This is a genomic window from Streptomyces sp. NPDC025638, assembly GCF_055558775.1.
The window spans coordinates 85,165-106,172 of the sequence record NZ_JBVHLX010000010.1; the positions used below are offsets into that span (position 1 = coordinate 85,165).

Consider the following 21,008-nt stretch of genomic DNA (forward strand, 5'->3'; position numbering starts at 1 on the left):
CCTAGCGTGAGGCCATGGACCTGAAACTCAAACAGTGCTTCATCGCCGTCGACGACCACGACAAGGCCCTCGCCTTCTACGTGGACGTGCTCGGTATGGAAGTCCGCAACGACGTGGGCTTCGAGGGCATGCGGTGGGTCACCGTCGGCTCACCGCTCCAGCCGGACGTGGAGATCGTGCTGGAGCCGCCCGGCGCGAACCCGGACGCCTCCCCCGCTGACCGGCAGGCGATGGCCGAGCTGCTCGCCAAGGGCATGCTGCGCGGGGTCATCTTCACCACCACCGACTGCGACGCCCTGTACGCCAGGGTCGAAGCAGCCGGTGCGGATGTGCTCCAGGAGCCGATGGACCAGCCGTACGGGGTGCGCGACTGCGCGTTCCGGGACCCGGCCGGGAACATGCTGCGGTTCATGGAGCGCGCGGACAAGTGACGGGGCGGGTGACCGGGCAGGTGTACGGATAGGTGTGCGGGCAGATCGTGCGCGGGCAGATGGTGCGCGGGGCCGCTGTGCCTACGATCACTCCATGACAATCCGCTGGACCTACGCCTTCGTCGACCGCCCCGCCGCACGCCTCGCCGGGACCCACGCCTTCTGGGCCGCGGTCACCGGCACCCGGCTTTCCGAACTCCGGGGAGATCAGCAGGAGTTCGTGACCCTTGTGCCCGAGGACGGCGCCGACGCCTGTGTGAAGGTCCAGGGGGTCGTCTCCGGCGAGGGCGGCGCGCATCTCGACTTCTCGGTGGAGGACGCGGCGGAGTTCGTGACATCGGCCCGGAAGCTGGGCGCCGCTGTGGTCGCCGGGCACGAGGGGTGGGCCGTACTGCGGTCGCCCGCCGGGCAGTTGTTCTGCGCGGTGCCGTGGCACGGGGAGTCGGCGCGGCCGCCGGTGGTGGCGGGCAGCCGGCTGGACCAGGTGTGCCTCGACATCGCGCCGTCCGCGTACGAGGCCGAGGCCGCCTTCTGGGCGGGGCTGACGGGCTGGGACCTGCTGACCGGCTCGCTCCCGGAGTTCCGGGTGCTCAGGCCGCCGTCCGGGCTGCCCGTCCGTGTCCTCCTGCAGCGCCTCGGCGAGGAGCGGCCCGCCTCCGCCCATCTCGACCTGGCCTGCGCGGACATCGAGGCGACCCGCGCCCGTCACGAGGAACTGGGGGCCGTGCTCGTCGCCCGCGGCACCCACTGGACGGTGCTGCGCGACCCGGCGGGCGGCACATACTGCCTGACCGGACGCGACCCGGAGACGGGCACGCTGCCGTCGCCGTCGGTCAGCGACGCCCAGCGATAGGCGAGGCAAGCAGGATGAGCCCTGCCCGCGTCACCCCCAGGGCTCCACATCCACCACGGCGTCGACCGGGACGGGGCCGTACACGTGCGGGAACTCCTCGCCGCCCGGCTCCATGGCCTCGTACTTCACGGGTACGCCGACCAGGGCGGGGTCCACGACCAGGACGACCAGTTCGTCCGGGCCGTCGTAGGAGCCGTACACGAAGGACGCCACGCGCGGGAGCTGGTCGCGGGTGGAGAAGTGGATGAAGCCCTGCTCCTGGAGGGTGCGGCCGCGAGTGGAGATCTCGTAGGTGCCGCGCTCGCGGGACGCGTCCCACAGGGAGCGCTCGGTGATGTGGAGGATGTAGGGCAGTTTCGGCATGCGGCCACGCTACGGCGTCAGTCGCGCCGCCCGCGACCGCAGATACCGCTGCTCCGGCAGGCTCAGGGTGCGGGCGGCGGCGGCTTCGTAGGCGGCCCGGGCGGACGCGTACTCGCCCGCGCGCTCCAGGAGGTGCCCCCGGACCGCGTCCAGTCGGTGACTGCCACCCAACTCGCCCTCCAGCGCGTCCAGTTCGGTCAGGGCGGCGCGCGGGCCGTGCACCATGGCCACGGCGACCGCGCGGTTGAGGCGTTCGACGGGACCCGGGACCAGGCGGACCAGGAGGTCGTACAGGCCGAGGATCTCCCGCCAGTCCGTGGCGTCGGCGGACGGCGCCTCGTCGTGCACGGCCGCGATCGCCGCGCGCAGCGCGTACGGCCCGGCCGGTCCCCGGGACAGCGCCCGGGTGACGAGGGCGACACCCTCCTCGATCGCCCCCCGGTCCCAGCGGTCGCGGTCCTGTTCGTCGAGCGGGACGAGCTCGCCGTGCGGGCCGGTGCGCGCCTCGCGGCGGGCGTCGGTGAGCAGCATCAGGGCGAGCAGACCCGCCACCTCGCCGTCGTCGGGGAGGAGGCGGTGGACGGTGCGGGTCAGCCGGATCGCCTCGCCGGCCAGGTCCCGGCGCTGGAGGCTCGCGCCGGAGGTGGCCGTGTAGCCCTCGTTGAAGATCAGGTACAGCGTGTGCAGAACGGCGGGCAGGCGCAGCGCCCAGTTGTCCGGCCGCCCGAAGCCGACCGAGCGCACCTTCTGCTTGGCCCGGCTGATGCGCTGGGCCATCGTCGCCTCGGGCACCAGATACGCACGGGCGATCTCCGCCGTGGTCAGGCCGCCGACCGCGCGCAGGGTGAGCCCGATCCGCGCGGGCGCGGTCAGGTCAGGGTGACAGCACAGGAAGAGCAGGGAGAGCGTGTCGTCCTCGCGCGGAGCCCGGTCCGGGACGGTCACCCGCGCGGACAGCTGCGCCACCCGCTCCTCCCGGGCCCGGCGGGCCTCGTCGGCGCGCAGGGTGTCGGCGAGCCGCCGTGCCGCGACCCTGATCAGCCAGCCGCGCGGATTGCCGGGCACCCCGTCGGACGGCCACTGCCGGGCGGCCGCGAGGAGCGCCTCCTGTACGGCGTCCTCGCCGGCGTCGAAGTGTCCGTACCGTCGGACCAGCGCACCGAGGACCTGCGGCGCGTGGCGGCGCAGCAGGTCCTCGGTCTCCGTCGTGCGGTTCATACCGCGCTCGTGCCTTGCTCGTGCCGTGCTCGTGCCGTCGATACGGCTCAGCAGATGTCTCCGGCGCCGTCCATGATGGGCCGGATCACCACCGGGTGGCCGGTCTCGCCCTTGGGGCCGGGGCAGCGGCTGACGCGCTCGGCGATCTCCGTGACCCGTTCCAGGCTCTCGCACTCCAGGACCCAGTAGCCGGCCATCAGCTCCTTGGTCTCGCTGTACGGGCCGTCGGTGATCTCCGTGCCGCCGTCGGGGGTCCGGCTGACCAGCCGGGTCCTCGCGGGCTCGGCCAGGCCCTGGGCGTCGATGATTTCGCCGGACTCCGCGAGGTCGTCGTTGATCGCGCCCATGTAGGCGTACATGGCCTGGAGTTCCTCCTCGGTCCAGGTCGGGGCGTGCTCGGACGCCTTGCCGCGCATGCCCTCGTAGTCCGCCTGCGTGCCCTGCACCATCACCAGGTACTTCATCGGTCCGCTCCTTCGGCTCTCGCCACCCGCTGCGGGCGGCTCTCACGGGGGACGTCGGAGCCGGGCCGGGATTCTCGACACGGGCTCAGGATTTTTTCCCGGCGGACTGATCGGGCTCCGGTGGCCGGGGCTCGACGACGGGGTCGACGCAGGCCTCGCAGTCGGGGTTGTGGCAGGGGCCGGGACCCCACACCGGGACCCAGGCGCCCAGCGTCTTGTGCCGCCGGACGACCGTTTCGACGGGCTGTCCGCAGACGGGACAGACGTGTTCTTCGCTGTCCATGTCCTCAGGGTAGGGCGGGCCGGAGTGCGGCGCTCCCCCTTGTGCGAAGGCGCTCGGCTCGTACGACGGCGCTCAGCGCTTTCTGCTGTAGGTCCGTACGAGCACCCCGTTCTCGAACGTGCGCACGGACTCCAGGCTGAAGTCGGTGACGGCGAAGCCGCTGCCGAACATCGGCATACCGGAGCCGTACACCTGGGGGTAGGTCTTGATGACGATCTCGTCGATCTCGTCGAGCAGTTCGCCCGCGATCCGGGAGCCGCCGCAGAGCCAGATGCCGAGTTCGCCGTCCTCGGCCTTCAACTCGCGCACGGCGGCGACCAGATCGTCGTCGATCACCGTCACATTGGGGTCGGGCGAGTTGCCGAGACTGCGGGAGGCGACGTACTCGCGCAGATGCCCGTAGGGGCTGGTGACGCCGATGTCGAGGGCGAGCCGGTAGCTTCCGTGGCCCTGGATCACGGTGTCGAAGTGTCTGTTCCCGGCGCCCTTGAGGCCGAGTGACTCCCGGCCCTGGGCCGCGATGGTCTCGGGGTACGTCGAGGTCAGGAACCCCAGGAACTCCTCGTCGAGGAAGGCGAACATGGACGAGGCGTCGCCGCCCGGGTCCCCGATGAAGCCGTCGATGGAGCAGGCGACGAAGTAGGTGAGCTTTCGCAAGCGGGTCTCTTTTCGTAGGCTGCGCTCTGTTGACCACTCCAGTTGTAGTACTTCGGTTGTAGTGGTTGCAAGGGTGTTTCCGGTACGGGACGGAGACCGGGACAAGTGGGAGAGGGGATTCCGTATGGCGGGCAATCCGGAGCGCCGGGCCGCCCTGGTGGACGCCGGGATCGAGGTGCTCGCGCGCGAAGGGGCGCGCGGGCTGACATTTCGCGCGGTGGACACCGGAGCCGGGGTGCCGGTGGGCACCGCCTCGAACTACTTCACCGGGCGCGACGACCTGCTCCGCCAGATCGACTCCCGGCTGCACACCCGGCTCGCGCCCGACCCCGAGGTGCTCACCGCGCTGATGCGGTCGCCCAAGGACCGCGCCCTGGTGACGGCGCTGATGCGCGACCTCATGCGGCGCGTGACCCGGGACCGCACGGGCTATCTGGCCCTGCTGGAGATGCGCCTGGAGGCCACCCGGCGCCCGGAGCTCCGCGACTCCTTCACCAGGTCGGTGCGTGGCGACCTGGAGTACGGCATGGAGTTCCACCGGCAGGCCGGCCTGCCCGGCGGCGACGAGACCGTCGCCGTGCTCTATCTCGCGATGCTCGGCCTGATCCTGGAACACCTCACGCTGCCGGGCGTCCTGGACGGCGTACTGCCCGGGGTGGACGTCCCCGACGGGCTGGTCGAGCGGCTGGTGGAGACGATCGTGCCCACGCGATAGCCCGGCGACTCAGCCGCCCAGCCGCCCAGCCGCTCAGCCGCGCGGCTCGCGCCACATCGGCCACATCGGCGGGCCGTCCGGCAGGACGAGGGGTTCGCCGGTGACGAACCCGAGTCGCTCGTACAGCCTGCGACTGCGGGCGTTGCTCGCCTCCAGGTAGGCCGGGCGGGCCTCGCGGTCGCAGCGGTCGAGGGCGGACCCGAGGAGCGCGGTGCCCATGCCGCGGCCCTGGCGCTGCGGGGCCACGGCGATCATCCAGAGGTATTCATGGGCGCGGCCGCGGGGGTGGACTCCGGCGGTCAGCCGGGCTATCAGGTCGAGGCGTACGTTGTCCGGGTCGACCGCCTCCATGAGCCGGGCCGCGGCCTCGTCGTCGGGGTGGTCGTCCTCCGGCACGGACAGCCACAGCGCGCACGCCGAGCCGTCCTCGGTGACATCGATCCGGCCCTCGTCGAGCACGACGTCGGTGAACTCGGCCATCAGGCGCGGATGCGTCGCACGGCGGTACTCCGCACCCGGGAAGATCCAGCCGCTGACCGGATCGTCCTGGAAGGCCGCGTCCAGCAACCGCACCACGAACTCCCGGTCGCCCTCATCCGCCGCCCGGATCGCCACGCCCATGTCCACCCCGCCTCCCGTGCACAGCCCGACGGTCGATCCAACGGATGCCGAGCCTGCCGGGTTCCAGGGATGCAGCGGGTTCCAGGGATACGGCGGGCCCCGCACGCCGTGGGGATGCGCGGGACCCGCCGGGCCGGCGCCCCCGGTGACCATGCGGAGTCAGGAGCCGCATGGCCCCGGAGGCGCCGGGGTCCAGGTGCCGACGGGCGTCGGCCTCACCTGCTGCGCCGGGTCACGAACTCGGCCGGCGCGAACACGCCGCCCGCCGACTCCGGGTCGGGGACCGCGCGGGCCAGCTCCTGCACCGCCCCGCCCATCCGGTCGGCCGCCTGCTCCCACCCGAAGTGGTGGAGCGCGATCCGGCGCGTCGAGCCGGGCAACGATTCGACGGCGGCGCACAGTTGGGGGTCCACCGACGCCCGGGCCCGGCCCAGGATCACCGCCGCCTCGTGCTCGTCGAGCGAGCCCGGCCCGACCACCCCGGCGGGCCTTCGGCGTCGGCGCGGCTCCGGCGACCCATTGGCCTGCGGCGCTCCGGCGGGGCGCTGCTTCGTCTCCGTCATGAACTCGGCCATGGGTCCCCCTCGTGGCGCCGGCGGACGGAGGCGCTTCCGCTCCGACTGGGCGCGTACCCGGATGACCTACCCGCCCCGAGGGGCGGGGACACGGCCGCGAAGTGCGGGAACGTCACCTCCAGCGACCGATCTCGACGTTCTCCAGCACGCCGAGCGCGTCCGGGACCAGGACCGCTGCCGAGTAGTAGGCCGTGACCAGGTAGTTGATGATGGCCTGTTCGTTGATGCCCATGAAGCGGACGGACAGGCTCGGCTCGATCTCGTCCGGGATCCCGGCCTGCCGCAGTCCGATGACACCCTGCTCGCCCTCGCCCGTACGCATGGCGATGATCGACGTCGTGCGCTCCGGGGTGACCGGGATCTTGTTGCACGGGTAGATCGGCACCCCGCGCCAGGTGGGGATGCGGTTGCCCCCGATCTCGACGGTCTCCGGGACGAGTCCCCGCTTGTTGAGCTCACGGCCGAACGCGGAGATCGCGCGCGGGTGGGCCAGGAAGAGCTTGGTGCCGCGCCGGCGGCTGAGCAGCTCGTCCATGTCGTCCGGGCTGGGTACGCCGTCGTGCGGCTGGAGCCGCTGGTCGTACTCGCAGTTGTTCAGCAGCCCGAACTCACGGTTGTTGATGAGCTCGTGCTCCTGGCGCTCCTTCAACGCCTCGACCGTCAGCCGCAGCTGCTGTTCGGTCTGGTTCATCGGCTGGTTGTAGAGGTCGGCCACGCGCGTGTGGATGCGCAGCACGGTCTGAGCGATGCTCAGTTCGTACTCGCGCGGCCTGGCCTCGTAGTCGACGAAGGTGTGCGGGATGTCCGGCTCGCCGCTGTGGCCGGCCGCGAGGTCGACCGCCTTCTCGCCGTACTTGTTGGTGCGCTGCTCGGGGATCGAGCGCATCTGCCGGAGGTGCTCGCGCAGGGAGTCGGCGCGCTCGGCGACCTGCTCGAAGTGCTCGCGGGACAGGATCAGCACGGTGCAGGCGGTGTCCGCGCGGGCCGTGTATTCCCAGATGGCGTCCGGGTCGAGCAGCGCCTGCTCGCCGAAGTACGACCCGTCGGCGAGGACGCCGAGGACCGCGTCGTCGCCGTACGGGCCGGTGCCGACCTTCTCGACCCTGCCGTGGGCCAGCAGGTACACCTCGTCGGTCCGGCTGCCGAACGAGGCGATGACCTCACCCGGTGCGAAGTCCCGCTGCCGGCAGCGCTGGGCCAGCTCCGACAGCACTTCCCCGTCCTCGTACGACCGCAGGGCCGGCAGCTCACCGAGCTCGGCCGGGATGACCTCGACACGGTTGCCGGTCTTCACGAAGGTGATGCGGCCGTCGCCGACCGTGTACGTCAGTCGCCGGTTGACCCGGTACGTGCCGCCGTGCACGTTCACCCATGGCAGCGTCCGCAGCAGCCAGCGGGAGCTGATCTCCTGCATCTGAGGAGCGGACTTGGTGGTGGTGGCCAGGTTCCGCGCGGCAGCGGTGTCCAGGGACTGCTGCGGCTTGCCCTGATCCGTGCGGACCTCTTCGCCTACCGACATAAGGAAACGCCCTCCCGGTCATGCCGAGCGCCGAACTGCGCGGGCTTCGGTCTCTAGCCAGCCTTCCTCACGGAGCGTGTTCGCTCAATTACCCAAAAGAGCGGGAATGGATCATCGTACGACTGGGCAGGCAGAGCAATCCTGTCCAGTGCCGCCGGCACGGGTGGACGGAACGCTCGGGCATCGGCCACCTCGAACGGCAGCCCGGGAGAATCGACCCACGGGATTCACCATGGCGACCGCAGCGCGGCCCGCCCACCGGCGGACCGGGCGGGCGACAATGGCCGGGTGACCAGCGCCGACACCCCCGATCCCGCCGCCCTTGGCCCCCGGCTCCCCTCACCGCTCCAGGAGATCGGGGACGACCGCTTCGAGCGTCACGGCGTCCGTCTCCTCCTCAAGCGCGACGATCTGATCCACCCCGAGCTGATCGGCAACAAGTGGCGCAAACTCGTGCCGAACATCGAGGCGGCGGCGGGGCGCGCGCTGGTCACCTTCGGCGGGGCGTACTCCAACCACCTGCGGGCCACGGCCGCCGCGGGCCGTCTGCTCGGTCTGTCCACGGTCGGCGTGGTCCGCGGCCAGGAGCTGGCCGACCGCCCCCTCAACCCCTCCCTCGCCCGCTGCGCCGCCGACGGCATGCGGCTGCACTTCGTCGACAGGACGACGTACCGACGCAAAGCGGAGCCGGAGACCCTGGACGCCGTTCTGCGCGCGGCCGGCGCCGAGGACGCGTACGTCGTCCCGGAGGGCGGCAGCAACGCCGCGGCCGTGCGCGGCTGCCGGGTCCTCGGCGAGGAGCTGCGCGGCCGGGCCGACGTCGTCGCCCTCGCCTGCGGCACCGGCGGCACACTGGCCGGCCTCGCCGCCGGACTCGCCCCGGAGCAGCGCGCTCTCGGCATCGCCGTCCTCAAGGGCGGCTTTCTGACCGCCGACATACGGGCCCTGCAGGAGCGGGCCTTCCGCGTCCGCCTCGGCACCTGGTCCGTCGACGACCGCTTCCACTTCGGCGGTTACGCCCGCACCACCCCCGCGCTCGACGCCTTCGCCGAGGACTTCGAGGACCGGCACGGCCTGCCCGTCGAACGTCTCTATGTCGCCAAGTTGCTGCACGGACTTGTCAACCTGGCCGAGGCCGGCGCCTTCCCGCGCGGGGCGACCCTCGCGGCGGTCGTCACCGGCCGCCCCTTCCCCGAACGCTAGGACCCGGCCGGCTCTAGGCCGCTTCCCGGTAGGCCGCCGCCTCCTCCAGGTCCAGCCTGCGCAGCAGGGTGCGAAGCATCTCGTCGTCGATGTAGCGGTGGTCGCGCAGCTTGACGAACACCTCACGCTCGGCGCTGATCATCTCCCGGGACAGTCGGCGGTAGGTGTCGTCGACCGTCTCGCCGGTGACGGGGTTGACCTGCCCGAGCCGCTCCCAGACGGCGTTGCGGCGGCGCTCCAGGACGGTGCGGAGGCGGTCGGCGAGCGGCGGCGGCAGGGCGTTGCGCTCGTCGGACAGGAGCTCGTCGAGGCGCTGCTCGGCGGCCCGGGACGCCTGCGCCTGAGCGTTGGCCTCGGCGAGCGTCTCGGCCTGCGCGTCACGGCCGGGGAACTTCAGCAGGCGGATCAGCGGGGGCAGCGTCAGGCCCTGCACCACCAGCGTCCCGATGACCGTCGTGAAGGTCAGGAACAGGATCAGGTTGCGCTGCGGGAAGGGGTGGCCGCCATGTGTCGTGGCCGGGATGGAGAAGGCGATGGCCAGGGACACCACACCGCGCATTCCCGCCCACGAGGTGACCATCGCACCCCTCCAGGTGGGGTCCGCCTCGCGTTCCCTGATCCGCGCCGACAGCATCCGCGGCAGGAAGGTCGCCGGATAGACCCAGACGAACCGGGCCACGACGACCACCAGGAAGACGGCCACCGCGTACCAGGTGGCCTGCGGGCCCTCGTACTCGCCGAGGCCCTTGAGGACGACCGGCAGCTGCAGTCCGATGAGCGCGAAGACCGCCGACTCCAGGATGAAGGCGACCATCTTCCACACCGCCTCCTCCTGGAGGCGGGTGGCGAAGTCGACCTCCCACGCGCGGTGCCCCAAATAGAGGGCGACGACCACGACCGCGAGGACGCCCGAGGCGTGCACCTGCTCGGCGACGCCGTACGCGACGAACGGGATCAGCAGGGAGAGCGTGTTCTGGATCAGCGGCTCCTTCAGGTGCGTGCGCAGCCAGTGGAGGGGGGCCATCAGCACCAGACCGACCCCGACGCCGCCGACGGCCGCGACCAGGAACTCCCGGATCCCGCCGGCCCAGCTGGCGGCCTCGCCGACGGCGGCGGCCAGCGCCACCTTGTAGGCGGTGATCGCGGTGGCGTCGTTCAGCAGGGACTCGCCCTGGAGGATCGTCGTGATGCGGGAGGGCAGCCCCACCCGGCGCGCGACCGCCGTCGCCGCCACCGCGTCCGGCGGCGCGACCACCGCGCCCAGCACCAGCGCCGCGGTCAGCGGCATCCCCGGGACGATCTGATAGACGGCCCAGCCGACGACGAAGGTCGCGAAGAGCACGTACCCGACCGACAGCAGCGCCACCGGCCGCAGCTGCGCGCGCAGGTCCAGGTACGAGCTGTCGGTGGCCGAGGTGTACAGCAGCGGGGGCAGCAGAAGCGGGAGTACGACCTCGGGGTCGAGGGTGTAGTCGGGCACCCCGGGGACGTACGAGACGGCCAGGCCGACCGCGACCAGCAGCAGCGGCGCCGGCACCGGGGTGCGCCGCGCCGCCGCGGCGACCGCCGCACTGCCCGCCACCAGCAACAGCAGCGGCATCACGTCCATGTCCTCGCCCGCCCTCTTTTTCCGCGCGGCCACCCGCACGCCCGTCGTAATCTGGCAATCATGAAACAGTGCACGCATGCCGACGCGCTGCCGCACCCCGAACCGGAGCCGCAGAACGAGACCTGTCCGGAGTGTCTCGCGCGCGGTACGCACCCGGTGCAGCTGCGGTTGTGCCTGAGCTGTGGCCACGTCGGCTGCTGCGACTCCTCACCGGGGAGACACGCCACGGAGCACCACGAGCAGTCCGGTCACCCCGTGATGCGGACCTTCGAGCCCGGCGAGAACTGGCGGTGGTGCTTCGTCGACCATGTACTCGTGTGACCCTGGATCCTGACGGTTCGACGGTCTGACGTCTGGGTACGTCAACCCGGCGCGCGCTCTTCCCATTTGGGCCCGCGGACCCTCTAGACACGGAGCGTATCCACAGCTTTACTGTGAGTGACGCCAGGGGGTTGGGGTCCCGGGGACAGAAAAGTTCGGAGCGCGATAGCGTCACCGCTGAACCACGTAGTGCGTTTACCCCGAGGGGCGACCCTCGGCCCCGAATAGCTTGTACCACCATGGAGGTGAGGGTGTCCCAGATCGCAGGCGAGCCCGCGACCCAGGACTTCGTGGAAGTCCGGCTGCCGGCTGCGGGTGCCTACCTTTCGGTGCTTCGGACGGCCACGGCCGGTCTCGCGGCCCGCTTGGACTTCACCCTGGACGAGATCGAGGACCTGCGCATCGCGGTGGACGAGGCCTGCGCGATCCTGCTCCAGCAGGCCGTGCCCGGCTCGGTGCTCAGCTGTGTCTTCCGGCTCGTCGACGACTCGCTGGAGGTCACGGTGTCGGCCCCGACGACGGACGGCCACGCGCCCTCGCGGGACACCTTCGCCTGGACCGTGCTGTCGGCCCTGGCGGGCAAGGTCTCCTCGGCCGTCGACGAGGACAAGACCGTGTCGATCAGCCTCTACAAACAGCGCGGCGCGGGACCCGGGCCGGCGTGAGGAACGGGGACGGGCCGGTGCGGGACGAAGAGCGCGACACACGGGAGCTGCCGGTCGAGGGCGCAGGCTCTGCCGACGGTTCCCGACGCATGGCTGACGGCATCGACGGCATCCCCGAGCAGGCCAGGCCTCATCCGGAGGACGACTCCGCGGAGGCCGGCTTCGAAGGTGCCGTGCAGAGCGCGTCTCCGGCAGGGCGGAACGGGGGCGTGTCCCCAATCCGAGCCGAGGCGAGGGCTCGGGGAAGGGCGACGGGCGGGACGATGAGCGAGCACGAACGGGACGACGAGCAGGGCGCGCAGGGCGTACCGGGTCTGCAGGGTGCGCATCACGACCCGCAGGACCGCAGCGGAGCGCGCGCGATGTTCGTCGAGCTGCGCAAGCTGAAGGATGGCAGCCCCGAGTACGCGGAGCTGCGCAATCAGCTGGTCCGCATGCATCTGCCGCTCGTCGAGCACCTCGCGCGCCGGTTCCGCAACCGCGGTGAGCCGCTGGACGACCTCACCCAGGTCGCCACCATCGGGCTGATCAAGTCGGTGGACCGCTTCGACCCGGATCGCGGCGTGGAGTTCTCGACGTACGCCACCCCGACGGTCGTCGGCGAGATCAAGCGGCACTTCCGGGACAAGGGCTGGGCGGTCCGCGTTCCGCGCCGTCTGCAGGAGCTGCGTCTGGCGCTGACCACGGCCACGGCCGAGCTCTCCCAGCAGCACGGGCGCTCCCCCACGGTCCACGAACTCGCCGAGAAGCTCGCCATCTCGGAGGAGGAGGTCCTGGAGGGCCTGGAGTCGGCCAACGCTTACTCCACCCTCTCCCTGGACGTCCCCGACACCGACGACGAGTCGCCGGCCGTCGCCGACACCCTCGGCGCGGAGGACGAGGCCCTGGAGGGCGTGGAGTACCGCGAGTCCCTCAAGCCGCTCCTGGAGGACCTCCCACCCCGCGAGAAGCGAATCCTGCTGCTCCGCTTCTTCGGCAACATGACCCAGTCCCAGATCGCCCAGGAGGTGGGCATCTCCCAGATGCACGTCTCCCGCCTGCTGGCCCGAACCCTGGCCCAGCTCCGGGAAAAGCTGCTGGTGGAGGAGTAGCACCCGACGGACGGGGTGCGGGGGCTGCCACCGGAAACACCGGGCAGGCGAGCAACCCGGCGAACACGAGGAAACGCGAGCCGCACACCCAAGGCCGGCTCGCCCCTCCGGGGACACCCACGCCCGCCTGCCCGATGCCGGCCGGAGGGGCTCCATGGCTTCGCCTCGATCGCTAAGAGCGTCCGCCTCAGTCACCAGGCACCCTCGCCCCGCGCTCCAGGCGATCGCGGACAGCCCGCGCCTGATCAGGGGCCCGGCTGATGCGATCGCCGAGCACGCACACACTGCCCGCGGAAACCGCACGCCCCTGTCGCCAGGCACACTCGCACCGGCCGACCCCGGGCACTAGTGCCGTCACAGGGCACGCTCACCCTGCCCTCCGGAAGCCCCGGCCCAGGCTCCGAGCGTTCTCGCACGGACCGTCGGTAGCGCCCACCCCACCGACCCGGAACATTCACGCGATCGCCGACAGCCCGCGCGGCCGCCGGCAGCGCTCATAGGGTCACAAGTGCTCGCACTCTGCCCACCGGGAGCGCTCACCTCGTTCTCCGCACGCTCACTCGCGGCACCGGCCGCCGACAGCAACCTCCGTCGGCCACCGCCCAGGGCTACCCCTTCGGTTCCTCCGAGCGCCCCGGCCCCCGGATTCCCAGGGCCTGGGTCGTCGTCGGGTTGACCAGCAGGACCAGGGACGCCACCGCGACCACGGCCAGGGCGATGCCGGCCGGGATGGCCATGCTGTCGGCCCGGAGGAGGTTGTAAGCCACGGGCAGGGCCATGATCTGGGTGATCACGGCGGGGCCGCGGCTCCAGCCGCGCCGCAGCAGCAGGCCACGCGCGGCGAGCAGCGGAAGCAGGGCGAGGACGATCAGCGTGACGCCTCCGGTCACCGCCTGCTGCCGGTCGTCGGGGGCGCCGGTGACACCGAGCACGAGCATCCACACGCCCCCGATCAGCAGCGCGGCGCCCTCCAGCGCGGCCAGCGCCGCCGCGTACGTCAGGCGTCGCGGGCGCGGGCCGTCGGCTTCCGTGGTGTCCGTGGTGGGGTTCTGCTCGCTGCTCACCTCTGAAGGGTAGCCCTCGCCGAACAGCCCCAGGTGTCCAGGCTCACGGCCCCGTCTCTTACCTGATCCCTACCTCGGTATGGGCCCAGTACCACCCAGTAGGTACGCTGCAATCCATGCGTGCACTTCTCGTGGTCAATCCGGCGGCAACCACCACAAGCGCACGTAGGCGTGACGTGCTGATCCACGCTCTGGCGAGTGAGATGAAGCTGGAGGCGGTCACCACCGAGTACCGCGGCCACGCACGTGACCTCGGCCGCCAGGCCGCCGAGAGCGACGACATAGACCTGGTGGTGGCCCTCGGCGGAGACGGCACCGTCAACGAGGTCGTCAACGGCCTCCTCCACAACGGCCCCGATCCCGAGCGCCTCCCCGGCCTCGCCGTGGTCCCCGGCGGCTCCACCAATGTGTTCGCCCGCGCCCTGGGCCTGCCCAACGACCCCGTGGAGGCCACCGGCGCCCTGCTGGACGCGCTGCGTGAAGAACGCGAGCGCATCGTCGGCCTGGGACTCACCTCGGGCACTCCCGCCACGGATGACGAGGCCGTTCCCGCCCGCTGGTTCACCTTCAACGCCGGCCTCGGTTTCGACGCGGGCGTCGTCGGCCGCGTCGAGCAGCAGCGCGAGCGCGGCAGGAAGTCGACCCACGCGCTCTACGTCCGTCAGGTCGTCCGGCAACTCCTCGGCGAGCAGCACCGGCGGCACGGCCCGATCACGCTCGAACGGCCCGGCGCCGACCCGGTGACCGATCTCGTCGTGGCGATAGTCTCGAACACGTCCCCTTGGACCTATCTCGGCAATCGCCCTATGTACACGTCACCTAAGGCCTCGTTCGATAAAGGCATCGACGTACTCGGTCTCAGCCGACTGTCCACGGCCGCGGTTGCCCGGTATGGCACGCAGTTGCTCACTTCGTCCCCCGAGCGCGGCCCCCATGGCAGGCATGCCACCTCCCTGCACGACCTGGACCAGTTCACCTTGCATTCGAAGGTGCCGCTGCCCCTCCAGATGGACGGAGACCACCTCGGGCTGCGTACGAGCGTGACGTTCACAGGCGTACGCCGCGCACTGCGTGTGATTGTGTGAGCGGAACAGGCAAAAGTCCTTTCACTCGAACGTTTAGGCCAGGATCCACCCCATGGAAGTACGGCTGTGACCCAGTCGACACCGAGGAATCAAAAAAAACTTTCCGGAAGGGGTTGTATCCGCCGCTGAGGTTTGCGAGTCTCTACGTGGCGATCGGGACGGCCCGCAACACCGGCCTCCACTGATCACCAGAACCCCTCTTCAAACCACAGGACCACGCCGGTGAACCTGGCAGTCGGCCCTTCCCTTGTTGAGGGATTCGTGAAAGCGTTCACATTCACAAGCAATCAGCACGTAATACCAAGGAGAGGTAGCAGCCATGGACTGGCGTCACAACGCCGTTTGCCGCGAGGAAGACCCCGAGCTCTTCTTCCCCATCGGCAACACCGGTCCTGCGCTGCTGCAGATCGAGGAAGCCAAGGCCGTCTGCCGTCGCTGCCCCGTTATCGAGCAGTGCCTGCAGTGGGCGCTTGAGTCCGGCCAGGACTCCGGCGTCTGGGGTGGTCTCAGCGAGGACGAGCGCCGCGCCATGAAGCGCCGCGCCGCCCGCAACCGGGCCCGTCAGGCCTCCGCCTGACCCACCCACCCCGCTCTGACAGCCTGAGCTTGGCGGCGCGTACAGCGAGTACGCATCTCCCGCCCCCGAGCCGCAGCGCGCAGTACCCCCGATGCGCTTAGTAGTAGAAGAGCAGCAGCGAGCACTGGCCTCGGACCTGAACAAAGGTCCGGGGCTCTTTGCTGTGCGGGGTGATGTGCCGTCCGTTGTTCGGGGCGATGTGCCGTCCGACCGGCATCCGGCCCAATACACCCTATTTCCGCCTTACTTGCGCCTTACTGACGCCTCACTTGCGTCTTACTTATGCGCTCGTACCGGAATGTCCAGGATCACCCGTGTCCCCCGCCCCGGCGCCGGGACCATGTCGAACGTGCCGCCCAACTCGCCCTCGACCAGGGTCCGTACGATCTGCAGCCCCAGGTTGCCCGCGGTCTGCGGGTCGAAGTCCTCGGGCAGACCGACCCCGTCGTCCTGGACCGTGACGAGGAGTCGGGCCTCCTTGCTGGTGCCGCCGCGGACCGCCGAGACCTCGACGGTGCCGGTGTCGCCCTCCCGGAAGCCGTGTTCCAAGGCGTTCTGCAGGATTTCGGTCAGGACCATGGACAACGGCGTGGCGACCTCGGCGTCGAGCACGCCGAAGACGCCGGTGCGCCGGCCGGTGACCTTGCCGGGCGAGATCTCGGCGACCATCGCGAGCACCCGGTCGGCGATCTCGTCGAACTCCACGCGCTCGTCCAGGTTCTGGGACAGCGTCTCGTGCACGATCGCGATCGAGCCGACCCGCCGTACGGCCTCCTCCAGCGCCTCCCGGCCCCGGTCGGACTCGATGCGCCGGGCCTGGAGGCGCAGCAGGGCCGCGACCGTCTGGAGGTTGTTCTTCACTCGGTGATGGATCTCCCGGATGGTCGCGTCCTTGGTGATCAACTCGCGTTCGCGGCGGCGCAGTTCGGTGACGTCCCGGAGCAGCACCAGCGAACCGATGCGGGTGCCCTTGGGCTTGAGCGGGATCGCCCGGAACTGGATCACTCCGTCGTTCGCCTCGATCTCGAACTCCCGGGGCGCCCAGCCGCTGGCGACCTTGGCCAGCGCCTCGTCCACCGGGCCCCGGGTCGGGGCGAGTTCGGCGGTGATCGTGCCCAGGTGGTGGCCGACGAGGTCGGAGGCGAGACCCATGCGGTGGTAGGCGGACAGGGCGTTCGGCGACGCGTACTGGACGATGCCGTCCGCGTCGACCCGGATCAGGCCGTCACCGACGCGCGGCGAGGCATCCATGTCGACCTGCTGGTTGGGGAAGGGGAAGGAACCGGCCGCGATCATCTGCGCGAGGTCGGACGCGCTCTGGAGGTAGGTCAGCTCCAGGCGGCTCGGGGTCCGGACGGTGAGCAGATTGGTGTTGCGGGCGATGACACCGAGGACCCGCCCCTCTCGCCGTACGGGGATGGACTCGACCCGTACGGGGACCTCCTCGCGCCACTCCGGGTCGCCCTCGCGCACGATCCGGCCCTCGTCGAGCGCCGCGTCCAGCATGGGGCGGCGGCCGCGCGGGACGAGGTGGCCGACCATGTCGTCCTGGTAGGAGGTGGGGCCGGTGTTGGGCCGCATCTGGGCGACCGAGACGTACCGCGTGCCGTCGAGAGTGGGAACCCACAGGACCAGGTCGGCGAAGGACAGGTCGGAGAGCAGCTGCCACTCCGAGACCAGCAGGTGGAGCCACTCGAGATCGGAGTCGTCGAGGGCGGTGTGCTGGCGTACGAGTTCGTTCATGGAGGGCACGTGTGCGAGCGTACCCGGGCATTTGTGCACGGCCGAAAAACACCCGCGGGCCGCGGCGCCTGGGAGGGACCCTCAACCCTCCCGGCACCGCAGCCCGGAGCAGTATCGGCCGTGGGGTGTGCGGTCCCGGTCGGCCGAAGGATGAGGAACCGGGGCAGTCAGGGCAGAGAGCTCCGGATCCTCGGTCCGCCCTCCTGTGCGGGGAAGACGGAAGAGTGCGGCTGCGTCGCGGTCATACCGCACGCAGGCCTCCCTACGCATTGTGGACTAGACCACGTTGTGTGTCCATGCGTTGGAGGCTGTTCACAGTTGACGGATGGCAGCCTAGCCCGCCCGGGTCACCTGCGGGGCCAGATGGCCATGGCAATTTCCGCGACTGCCTCCAGTTCCTCACGGCTCGCGCCGTCGCGCGCCTGCTGGGACATGCCCTGGAAGACGGCGGCCGCATGGCGGGCGAGCGCGCCGGCGTCGGTCCCCTCCGGCAGCTCACCGGTCGCGACGTCCGCTTTTATACGGCTCTCCAGGGCGGCCACGTTGGCGTTGCGCTGCCGCCGCAGGGCCTCCTCGACCTCGGGAGTCGTGCAGTTGGTGGCGGCATGGGTCACCAGGCAGCCGTACGGATGGCTGGGATCGGTGAACTCCACCGCCGCCTCGCGCAGCAGTCGCTCCACCGCGGCGCGAGCCGTCGTCTCCTCGTCCAGGGCGCGGCGCGTGAACGAGCCGTACGACCCGGCGTAGACCCGTACCACCTCCTCGAACAGGGAGCGCTTGTCCCCGAAGGCCGCATACAGGCTCGGGGCGCCGATGCCCATGATCCGGGTGAGGTCGGAGACGGAGGTCGCCTCGTAGCCGCGCTCCCAGAAGGCCATGACGGCCTTCTCCAGCGCCGTCCCGCGATCGAAGGAGCGGGGGCGGCCGCGCGGCTTGGTCGCGGCCCCGGCCTGCGGTTTCGTCTCCTCGGTACGCACCATGGGGGGTATTTTATAGCGGGCCCTAGAGAAATGCCGGTGGGGTGTTGTACGGTCTTTTCTGTAGCGACCGATAGGAAAATCTGGAGGGGGCGCCGGCATGGGCGTGTTCAGCGGCAGGACGGCACTGGTCACGGGAGCGAGCAGGGGAATCGGGCGCGCCGTCGCAGAGCGGCTGGGGCGGGACGGCGCCCGGGTCGCGGTGCACTACGGACGCGACGAGAAGGCGGCCGAGAAGACGGTCGCCGCGATCGAGGAGGCGGGCGGCACCGCGTTCGCGATCAGGGCGGAGCTGGGCGTGCCGGGGGACGCCGAGCGCCTCTGGGAGGAGTTCGACCGGCACGCGGACGGCCTGGACATCCTGGTGAACAACGCCGGAATCGCCGCCTCGCGACCGTTCGCCGACATCGACGAGCGGGAGTTCGACCGGCTGTTCGCGGTGAATATGAAGGCGCCGCACTTCATCGTCCAGCTCGGGGCGAAGCGACTGCGGGACGGCGGGCGGGTGGTGAACATATCGTCCGGCCTCGCCCGCTCCGCCGCGATGCCGCACCTCATGGCCTACTCGATGACAAAGGCGGCCCTCGACGTCTTCACCCGGGACCTCTCCAAGGAACTCGGCTCCCGGGGCATCACGGTCAACTCGGTCGCGCCCGGCATCATCGACACCGATATGAACGCCCGCTGGCTGCGCGCGAGCGACGAGGCGAGGGCGGGCGCCGCCGCGCGCTCGGCGCTGGGGCGGGTGGGCATGCCCGCCGACATCGCCGACGCGGTGGCCTTCCTCGCCTCGGACGACGGCCGCTGGGTGACGGGGCACTGGCTGGACGCGACGGGGGGTTCCCTGATCTGAGGCGAACCGGCGTACTCACGCCCAGCTCTCCCTCAGTGCGTCTCGGTCACCTTCGCCAGGGCGCGGGGCGCGTCCGGGTCCTGGCCGCGGGCGATGGTGACCTCGTAGGCCAGCAGCTGGAGCGGGATGATCTCCAGGATCGGCTGGACCTCCTCGGCGACCCCTTCCGTGGGCAGGACGAATCCGGCGGAGGCCTGTTCGACCTGCCCCTCGGGCCCGATGACGACCAGGTCGGCACCCCGGTCGCGCAGCCGGTCCAGCACGGGCTGCAGCGCCTGCCCGCCCTTGCCGTCGGTGACGACCGCGATGACCGGGGAGACGTTGTCCACCATGGCGAGGGGACCGTGCAGGAGATCGGCTCCGGAGTAGGAGAGGGCGGGGATGTAGCTGGTCTCCATCAGCTTGAGGGCGGCCTCCTTGGCCGTGGGGTAGCCGTAGCCGCGCGAGGTGATGACCATCCGCTCGGCGAAGCGGTAGCGGGAGGCGAGGGCGCGGACCTCGTCCTGCCGGGCGAGGAGCTGCTCGGCGAGGTCGGGCAGCACCTTGGCGGGGGCGCCGTCGCCACCGCGCAGGCCTTCGACGAAGAGATAGAGAGCGAGGAGGGACGCCGTGTAGGTCTTGGTGGCCGGGAGGGCCTTCTCCGGTCCGGCCAGGATGTCGATGTGGTACTCGGAGACGCCGGCCAGCGGGGAGTCCGGGTTGTTGGTCACGGCGAGGGTGATGGCGCCGGCCGCACGGGCGGCCCGGGTGGAGGCGACCAGGTCCGGGGAGCCGCCGGACTGGCTGACGGTCACGACGAGGACATCGGTGAGGTCGGGGCGGGCGCCGTAGGCGGTGGTGGTCGACATGGAGGTGAGGCCGCAGGGCAGGCCCAGGCGGACCTCGAGGAGGTACTTGGCGTACAGGGCGGCGTTGTCGGAGGTGCCGCGGGCGGTCAGCAGGACGAAGCGGGGCCGGCGGGCGGCGATCTCCTGGGCCACCTGCCGGACGGCCGGGGCTCCCTCGTCCAGGATCCTGCGGAGCACGGCGGGCTGTTCGGCCATCTCGCGGGCCATGATCCGGCACGGGCGGTCGACGAGGGGGTCCGGAGTCGTGACGGTCAAGGTGAGTCCTCCGGGGCACGCGGGGCGCTGTGGATCGCTGCCGGCTCGGTGTCCGAACGTCGACGGGTCCTATTTCACCCCTTGGGAAGGGGCGCCGCCCGTGCGGGGTCGATGTTAGATTGGTCTAAACCACATAGACCTTCCAGCCCTCTCCAGAACGGCAGGCCCAGCGTGGAAGTTGTCATCGTTCCGGACGCCGAGGCGGGTGGCGAGCTGATCGCCGAGGCCATGGCCCAGTTGCTGCGGCGCAAGCCCGAAGCACTGCTCGGTGTGGCCACCGGCTCGACCCCGCTGCCCATCTACCAGGCGCTGACGGCCAAGGCGCGCTCCGGTGCGGTGGACACCTCGCGGGCCCGGATCGCACAGCTCGACGAGTACGTGGGGCTGCCCGCGGAGCACCCGGAGTCCTACCGCTCGGTGCTGCGGCGGGAGGTGCTGGAGCCGCTCGGGATCGGGATGGCCGCGTTCATGGGGCCGGACGGCACGGCACAGGACGTGCAGGCGGCGTGCGAGGCGTACGACAGGGCGCTCGCCGAGGCCGGCGGGGTGGACCTGCAGTTGCTCGGGATCGGGACCGACGGGCACATCGGGTTCAACGAGCCGTGCTCCTCGCTCGCCTCGCGCACGCGAATCAAGACGCTGACCGAACAGACCCGGATCGACAACGCGCGCTTCTTCGACGGCGACATCGAGCAGGTGCCGCACCACGTCATCACCCAGGGCATAGGCACGATCCTGGAGGCGCGGCACCTGGTGCTGCTCGCCACCGGCGAGGGCAAGGCGGACGCGGTCGCCGCGACCGTGGAGGGACCAGTGGCCGCGGTCTGCCCGGCTTCCGCCCTTCAACTGCACCCGCACGCGACCGTGGTCGTCGACGAGGCGGCCGCGTCCAAGCTGAAGCTGGCCGACTACTTCCGGCACACCTACGTCAACAAGCCGGACTGGCAGGGGATCTGACCTTCTCGGCATGCCGGAAGGCGCCGGACTCCCCCGCGGGGTCCGGCGCCTTCCGGCAATG

General features: G+C 70.9%; 23 protein-coding genes and 1 pseudogene. 11 read left to right on the plus strand and 13 right to left on the minus strand.

What is annotated here, in order from left to right:
* Positions 1-14 precede the first annotated feature (14 nt).
* Both ACZ4EG_RS25255 and ACZ4EG_RS25260 read left to right on the plus strand, forming a co-directional pair.
* Entirely contained in the window at positions 15-431 is a 417-nt protein-coding gene (locus ACZ4EG_RS25255; RefSeq protein WP_363294159.1) for a VOC family protein, read from the plus strand.
* Between the two features lie 94 nt (positions 432-525).
* Positions 526-1,284 (plus strand): VOC family protein, encoded by a 759-nt coding sequence (locus tag ACZ4EG_RS25260; RefSeq protein ID WP_467792191.1) that lies wholly within the window; start codon positions 526-528, stop codon positions 1,282-1,284.
* 30 nt (positions 1,285-1,314) lie between these two features.
* Here the strand turns inward: ACZ4EG_RS25260 and ACZ4EG_RS25265 are convergent, their stop codons facing one another.
* The 5 genes from ACZ4EG_RS25265 to ACZ4EG_RS25285 all read right to left on the minus strand — a co-directional run bounded on the left by ACZ4EG_RS25265 (position 1,315) and on the right by ACZ4EG_RS25285 (position 4,269).
* Entirely contained in the window at positions 1,315-1,647 is a 333-nt protein-coding gene (locus ACZ4EG_RS25265; protein ID WP_467792192.1) for a DUF952 domain-containing protein, read from the minus strand.
* A 9-nt stretch (positions 1,648-1,656) separates the two neighbouring features.
* Entirely contained in the window at positions 1,657-2,865 is a 1,209-nt protein-coding gene (locus tag ACZ4EG_RS25270) for an RNA polymerase sigma factor (protein ID WP_467792193.1), read from the minus strand.
* Between the two features lie 47 nt (positions 2,866-2,912).
* Positions 2,913-3,329, minus strand: a complete 417-nt coding sequence (locus tag ACZ4EG_RS25275) for a YciI family protein (protein WP_390708845.1) — start codon at positions 3,327-3,329, stop codon at positions 2,913-2,915.
* Positions 3,330-3,414: 85 nt separating this feature from the next.
* Positions 3,415-3,612: a hypothetical protein gene (locus ACZ4EG_RS25280; protein ID WP_467792194.1), complete on the minus strand. Its 198-nt coding sequence runs from the start codon at positions 3,610-3,612 to the stop codon at positions 3,415-3,417.
* 72 nt (positions 3,613-3,684) lie between these two features.
* Positions 3,685-4,269, minus strand: coding sequence for a dihydrofolate reductase family protein (locus ACZ4EG_RS25285; protein ID WP_467792195.1), 585 nt, complete (start codon positions 4,267-4,269; stop codon positions 3,685-3,687).
* Positions 4,270-4,393: 124 nt separating this feature from the next.
* Here ACZ4EG_RS25285 and ACZ4EG_RS25290 point away from each other — a divergent pair, with 124 nt between their 5' ends.
* Positions 4,394-4,984: a TetR/AcrR family transcriptional regulator gene (locus ACZ4EG_RS25290; protein ID WP_390708842.1), complete on the plus strand. Its 591-nt coding sequence runs from the start codon at positions 4,394-4,396 to the stop codon at positions 4,982-4,984.
* 33 nt (positions 4,985-5,017) lie between these two features.
* On the opposite strand, the gene ACZ4EG_RS25295 is transcribed toward ACZ4EG_RS25290, so the two are convergent.
* The 3 genes and pseudogenes from ACZ4EG_RS25295 to ACZ4EG_RS25305 all read right to left on the minus strand — a co-directional run bounded on the left by ACZ4EG_RS25295 (position 5,018) and on the right by ACZ4EG_RS25305 (position 7,699).
* A complete protein-coding gene (locus ACZ4EG_RS25295) occupies positions 5,018-5,605 on the minus strand; it encodes a GNAT family N-acetyltransferase (RefSeq protein WP_467792196.1) in 588 nt (195 codons plus the stop codon).
* A gap of 263 nt (positions 5,606-5,868) precedes the next feature.
* A pseudogene (locus ACZ4EG_RS25300) lies at positions 5,869-6,180 on the minus strand (polyprenyl synthetase family protein); the annotation flags it as partial.
* Positions 6,181-6,292: 112 nt separating this feature from the next.
* Positions 6,293-7,699 carry a family 2B encapsulin nanocompartment shell protein gene (locus tag ACZ4EG_RS25305; RefSeq protein ID WP_467792197.1) on the minus strand — a complete coding sequence of 469 codons (1,407 nt, stop codon included), beginning with the start codon at positions 7,697-7,699 and terminating at the stop codon, positions 6,293-6,295.
* A gap of 288 nt (positions 7,700-7,987) precedes the next feature.
* On the opposite strand from ACZ4EG_RS25305, the gene ACZ4EG_RS25310 reads away from it, so the two are divergent.
* Entirely contained in the window at positions 7,988-8,902 is a 915-nt protein-coding gene (locus tag ACZ4EG_RS25310; RefSeq protein ID WP_467792198.1) for a 1-aminocyclopropane-1-carboxylate deaminase/D-cysteine desulfhydrase, read from the plus strand.
* A 13-nt stretch (positions 8,903-8,915) separates the two neighbouring features.
* On the opposite strand, the gene ACZ4EG_RS25315 is transcribed toward ACZ4EG_RS25310, so the two are convergent.
* Complete coding sequence (locus tag ACZ4EG_RS25315) at positions 8,916-10,511, minus strand: Na+/H+ antiporter (RefSeq protein WP_453553357.1); 1,596 nt, start codon at positions 10,509-10,511, stop codon at positions 8,916-8,918.
* A 60-nt stretch (positions 10,512-10,571) separates the two neighbouring features.
* On the opposite strand from ACZ4EG_RS25315, the gene ACZ4EG_RS25320 reads away from it, so the two are divergent.
* The 3 genes from ACZ4EG_RS25320 (at position 10,572) to ACZ4EG_RS25330 (ending at position 12,588) form a co-directional block, all read left to right on the plus strand.
* Positions 10,572-10,832, plus strand: a complete 261-nt coding sequence (locus tag ACZ4EG_RS25320) for a UBP-type zinc finger domain-containing protein (protein ID WP_363294146.1) — start codon at positions 10,572-10,574, stop codon at positions 10,830-10,832.
* 251 nt (positions 10,833-11,083) lie between these two features.
* The gene (locus ACZ4EG_RS25325) at positions 11,084-11,497 is read left to right on the plus strand and encodes an ATP-binding protein (RefSeq protein WP_004925829.1); all 414 of its coding nucleotides are present in this window, start codon (positions 11,084-11,086) and stop codon (positions 11,495-11,497) included.
* A gap of 17 nt (positions 11,498-11,514) precedes the next feature.
* Positions 11,515-12,588 carry an RNA polymerase sigma factor SigF gene (locus ACZ4EG_RS25330; RefSeq protein ID WP_467792199.1) on the plus strand — a complete coding sequence of 358 codons (1,074 nt, stop codon included), beginning with the start codon at positions 11,515-11,517 and terminating at the stop codon, positions 12,586-12,588.
* A gap of 608 nt (positions 12,589-13,196) precedes the next feature.
* On the opposite strand, the gene ACZ4EG_RS25335 is transcribed toward ACZ4EG_RS25330, so the two are convergent.
* Positions 13,197-13,652, minus strand: coding sequence for a hypothetical protein (locus ACZ4EG_RS25335; RefSeq protein ID WP_467792200.1), 456 nt, complete (start codon positions 13,650-13,652; stop codon positions 13,197-13,199).
* Positions 13,653-13,768: 116 nt separating this feature from the next.
* Between ACZ4EG_RS25335 and ACZ4EG_RS25340 the strand changes: the two genes are divergently transcribed.
* Both ACZ4EG_RS25340 and ACZ4EG_RS25345 read left to right on the plus strand, forming a co-directional pair.
* Positions 13,769-14,737, plus strand: a complete 969-nt coding sequence (locus ACZ4EG_RS25340; protein ID WP_467792201.1) for a diacylglycerol/lipid kinase family protein — start codon at positions 13,769-13,771, stop codon at positions 14,735-14,737.
* 319 nt (positions 14,738-15,056) lie between these two features.
* Positions 15,057-15,314 carry a WhiB family transcriptional regulator gene (locus tag ACZ4EG_RS25345; protein WP_003992873.1) on the plus strand — a complete coding sequence of 86 codons (258 nt, stop codon included), beginning with the start codon at positions 15,057-15,059 and terminating at the stop codon, positions 15,312-15,314.
* A gap of 276 nt (positions 15,315-15,590) precedes the next feature.
* Here ACZ4EG_RS25345 and ACZ4EG_RS25350 read toward each other — a convergent pair whose 3' ends face one another.
* On the minus strand, positions 15,591-17,057 hold the full coding sequence (locus ACZ4EG_RS25350; protein ID WP_453553782.1) for a sensor histidine kinase: 1,467 nt from the start codon (positions 17,055-17,057) through the stop codon (positions 15,591-15,593).
* 347 nt (positions 17,058-17,404) lie between these two features.
* Complete coding sequence (locus tag ACZ4EG_RS25355) at positions 17,405-18,037, minus strand: TetR/AcrR family transcriptional regulator (protein ID WP_467792202.1); 633 nt, start codon at positions 18,035-18,037, stop codon at positions 17,405-17,407.
* 97 nt (positions 18,038-18,134) lie between these two features.
* Between ACZ4EG_RS25355 and ACZ4EG_RS25360 the strand changes: the two genes are divergently transcribed.
* Positions 18,135-18,887, plus strand: a complete 753-nt coding sequence (locus tag ACZ4EG_RS25360) for an SDR family oxidoreductase (protein ID WP_467792203.1) — start codon at positions 18,135-18,137, stop codon at positions 18,885-18,887.
* A gap of 32 nt (positions 18,888-18,919) precedes the next feature.
* Here ACZ4EG_RS25360 and ACZ4EG_RS25365 read toward each other — a convergent pair whose 3' ends face one another.
* Complete coding sequence (locus ACZ4EG_RS25365) at positions 18,920-19,942, minus strand: SIS domain-containing protein (protein WP_467792361.1); 1,023 nt, start codon at positions 19,940-19,942, stop codon at positions 18,920-18,922.
* A gap of 219 nt (positions 19,943-20,161) precedes the next feature.
* Between ACZ4EG_RS25365 and nagB the strand changes: the two genes are divergently transcribed.
* Entirely contained in the window at positions 20,162-20,947 is a 786-nt protein-coding gene (gene nagB, locus ACZ4EG_RS25370) for a glucosamine-6-phosphate deaminase (RefSeq protein WP_467792204.1), read from the plus strand.
* Positions 20,948-21,008 lie beyond the last annotated feature (61 nt).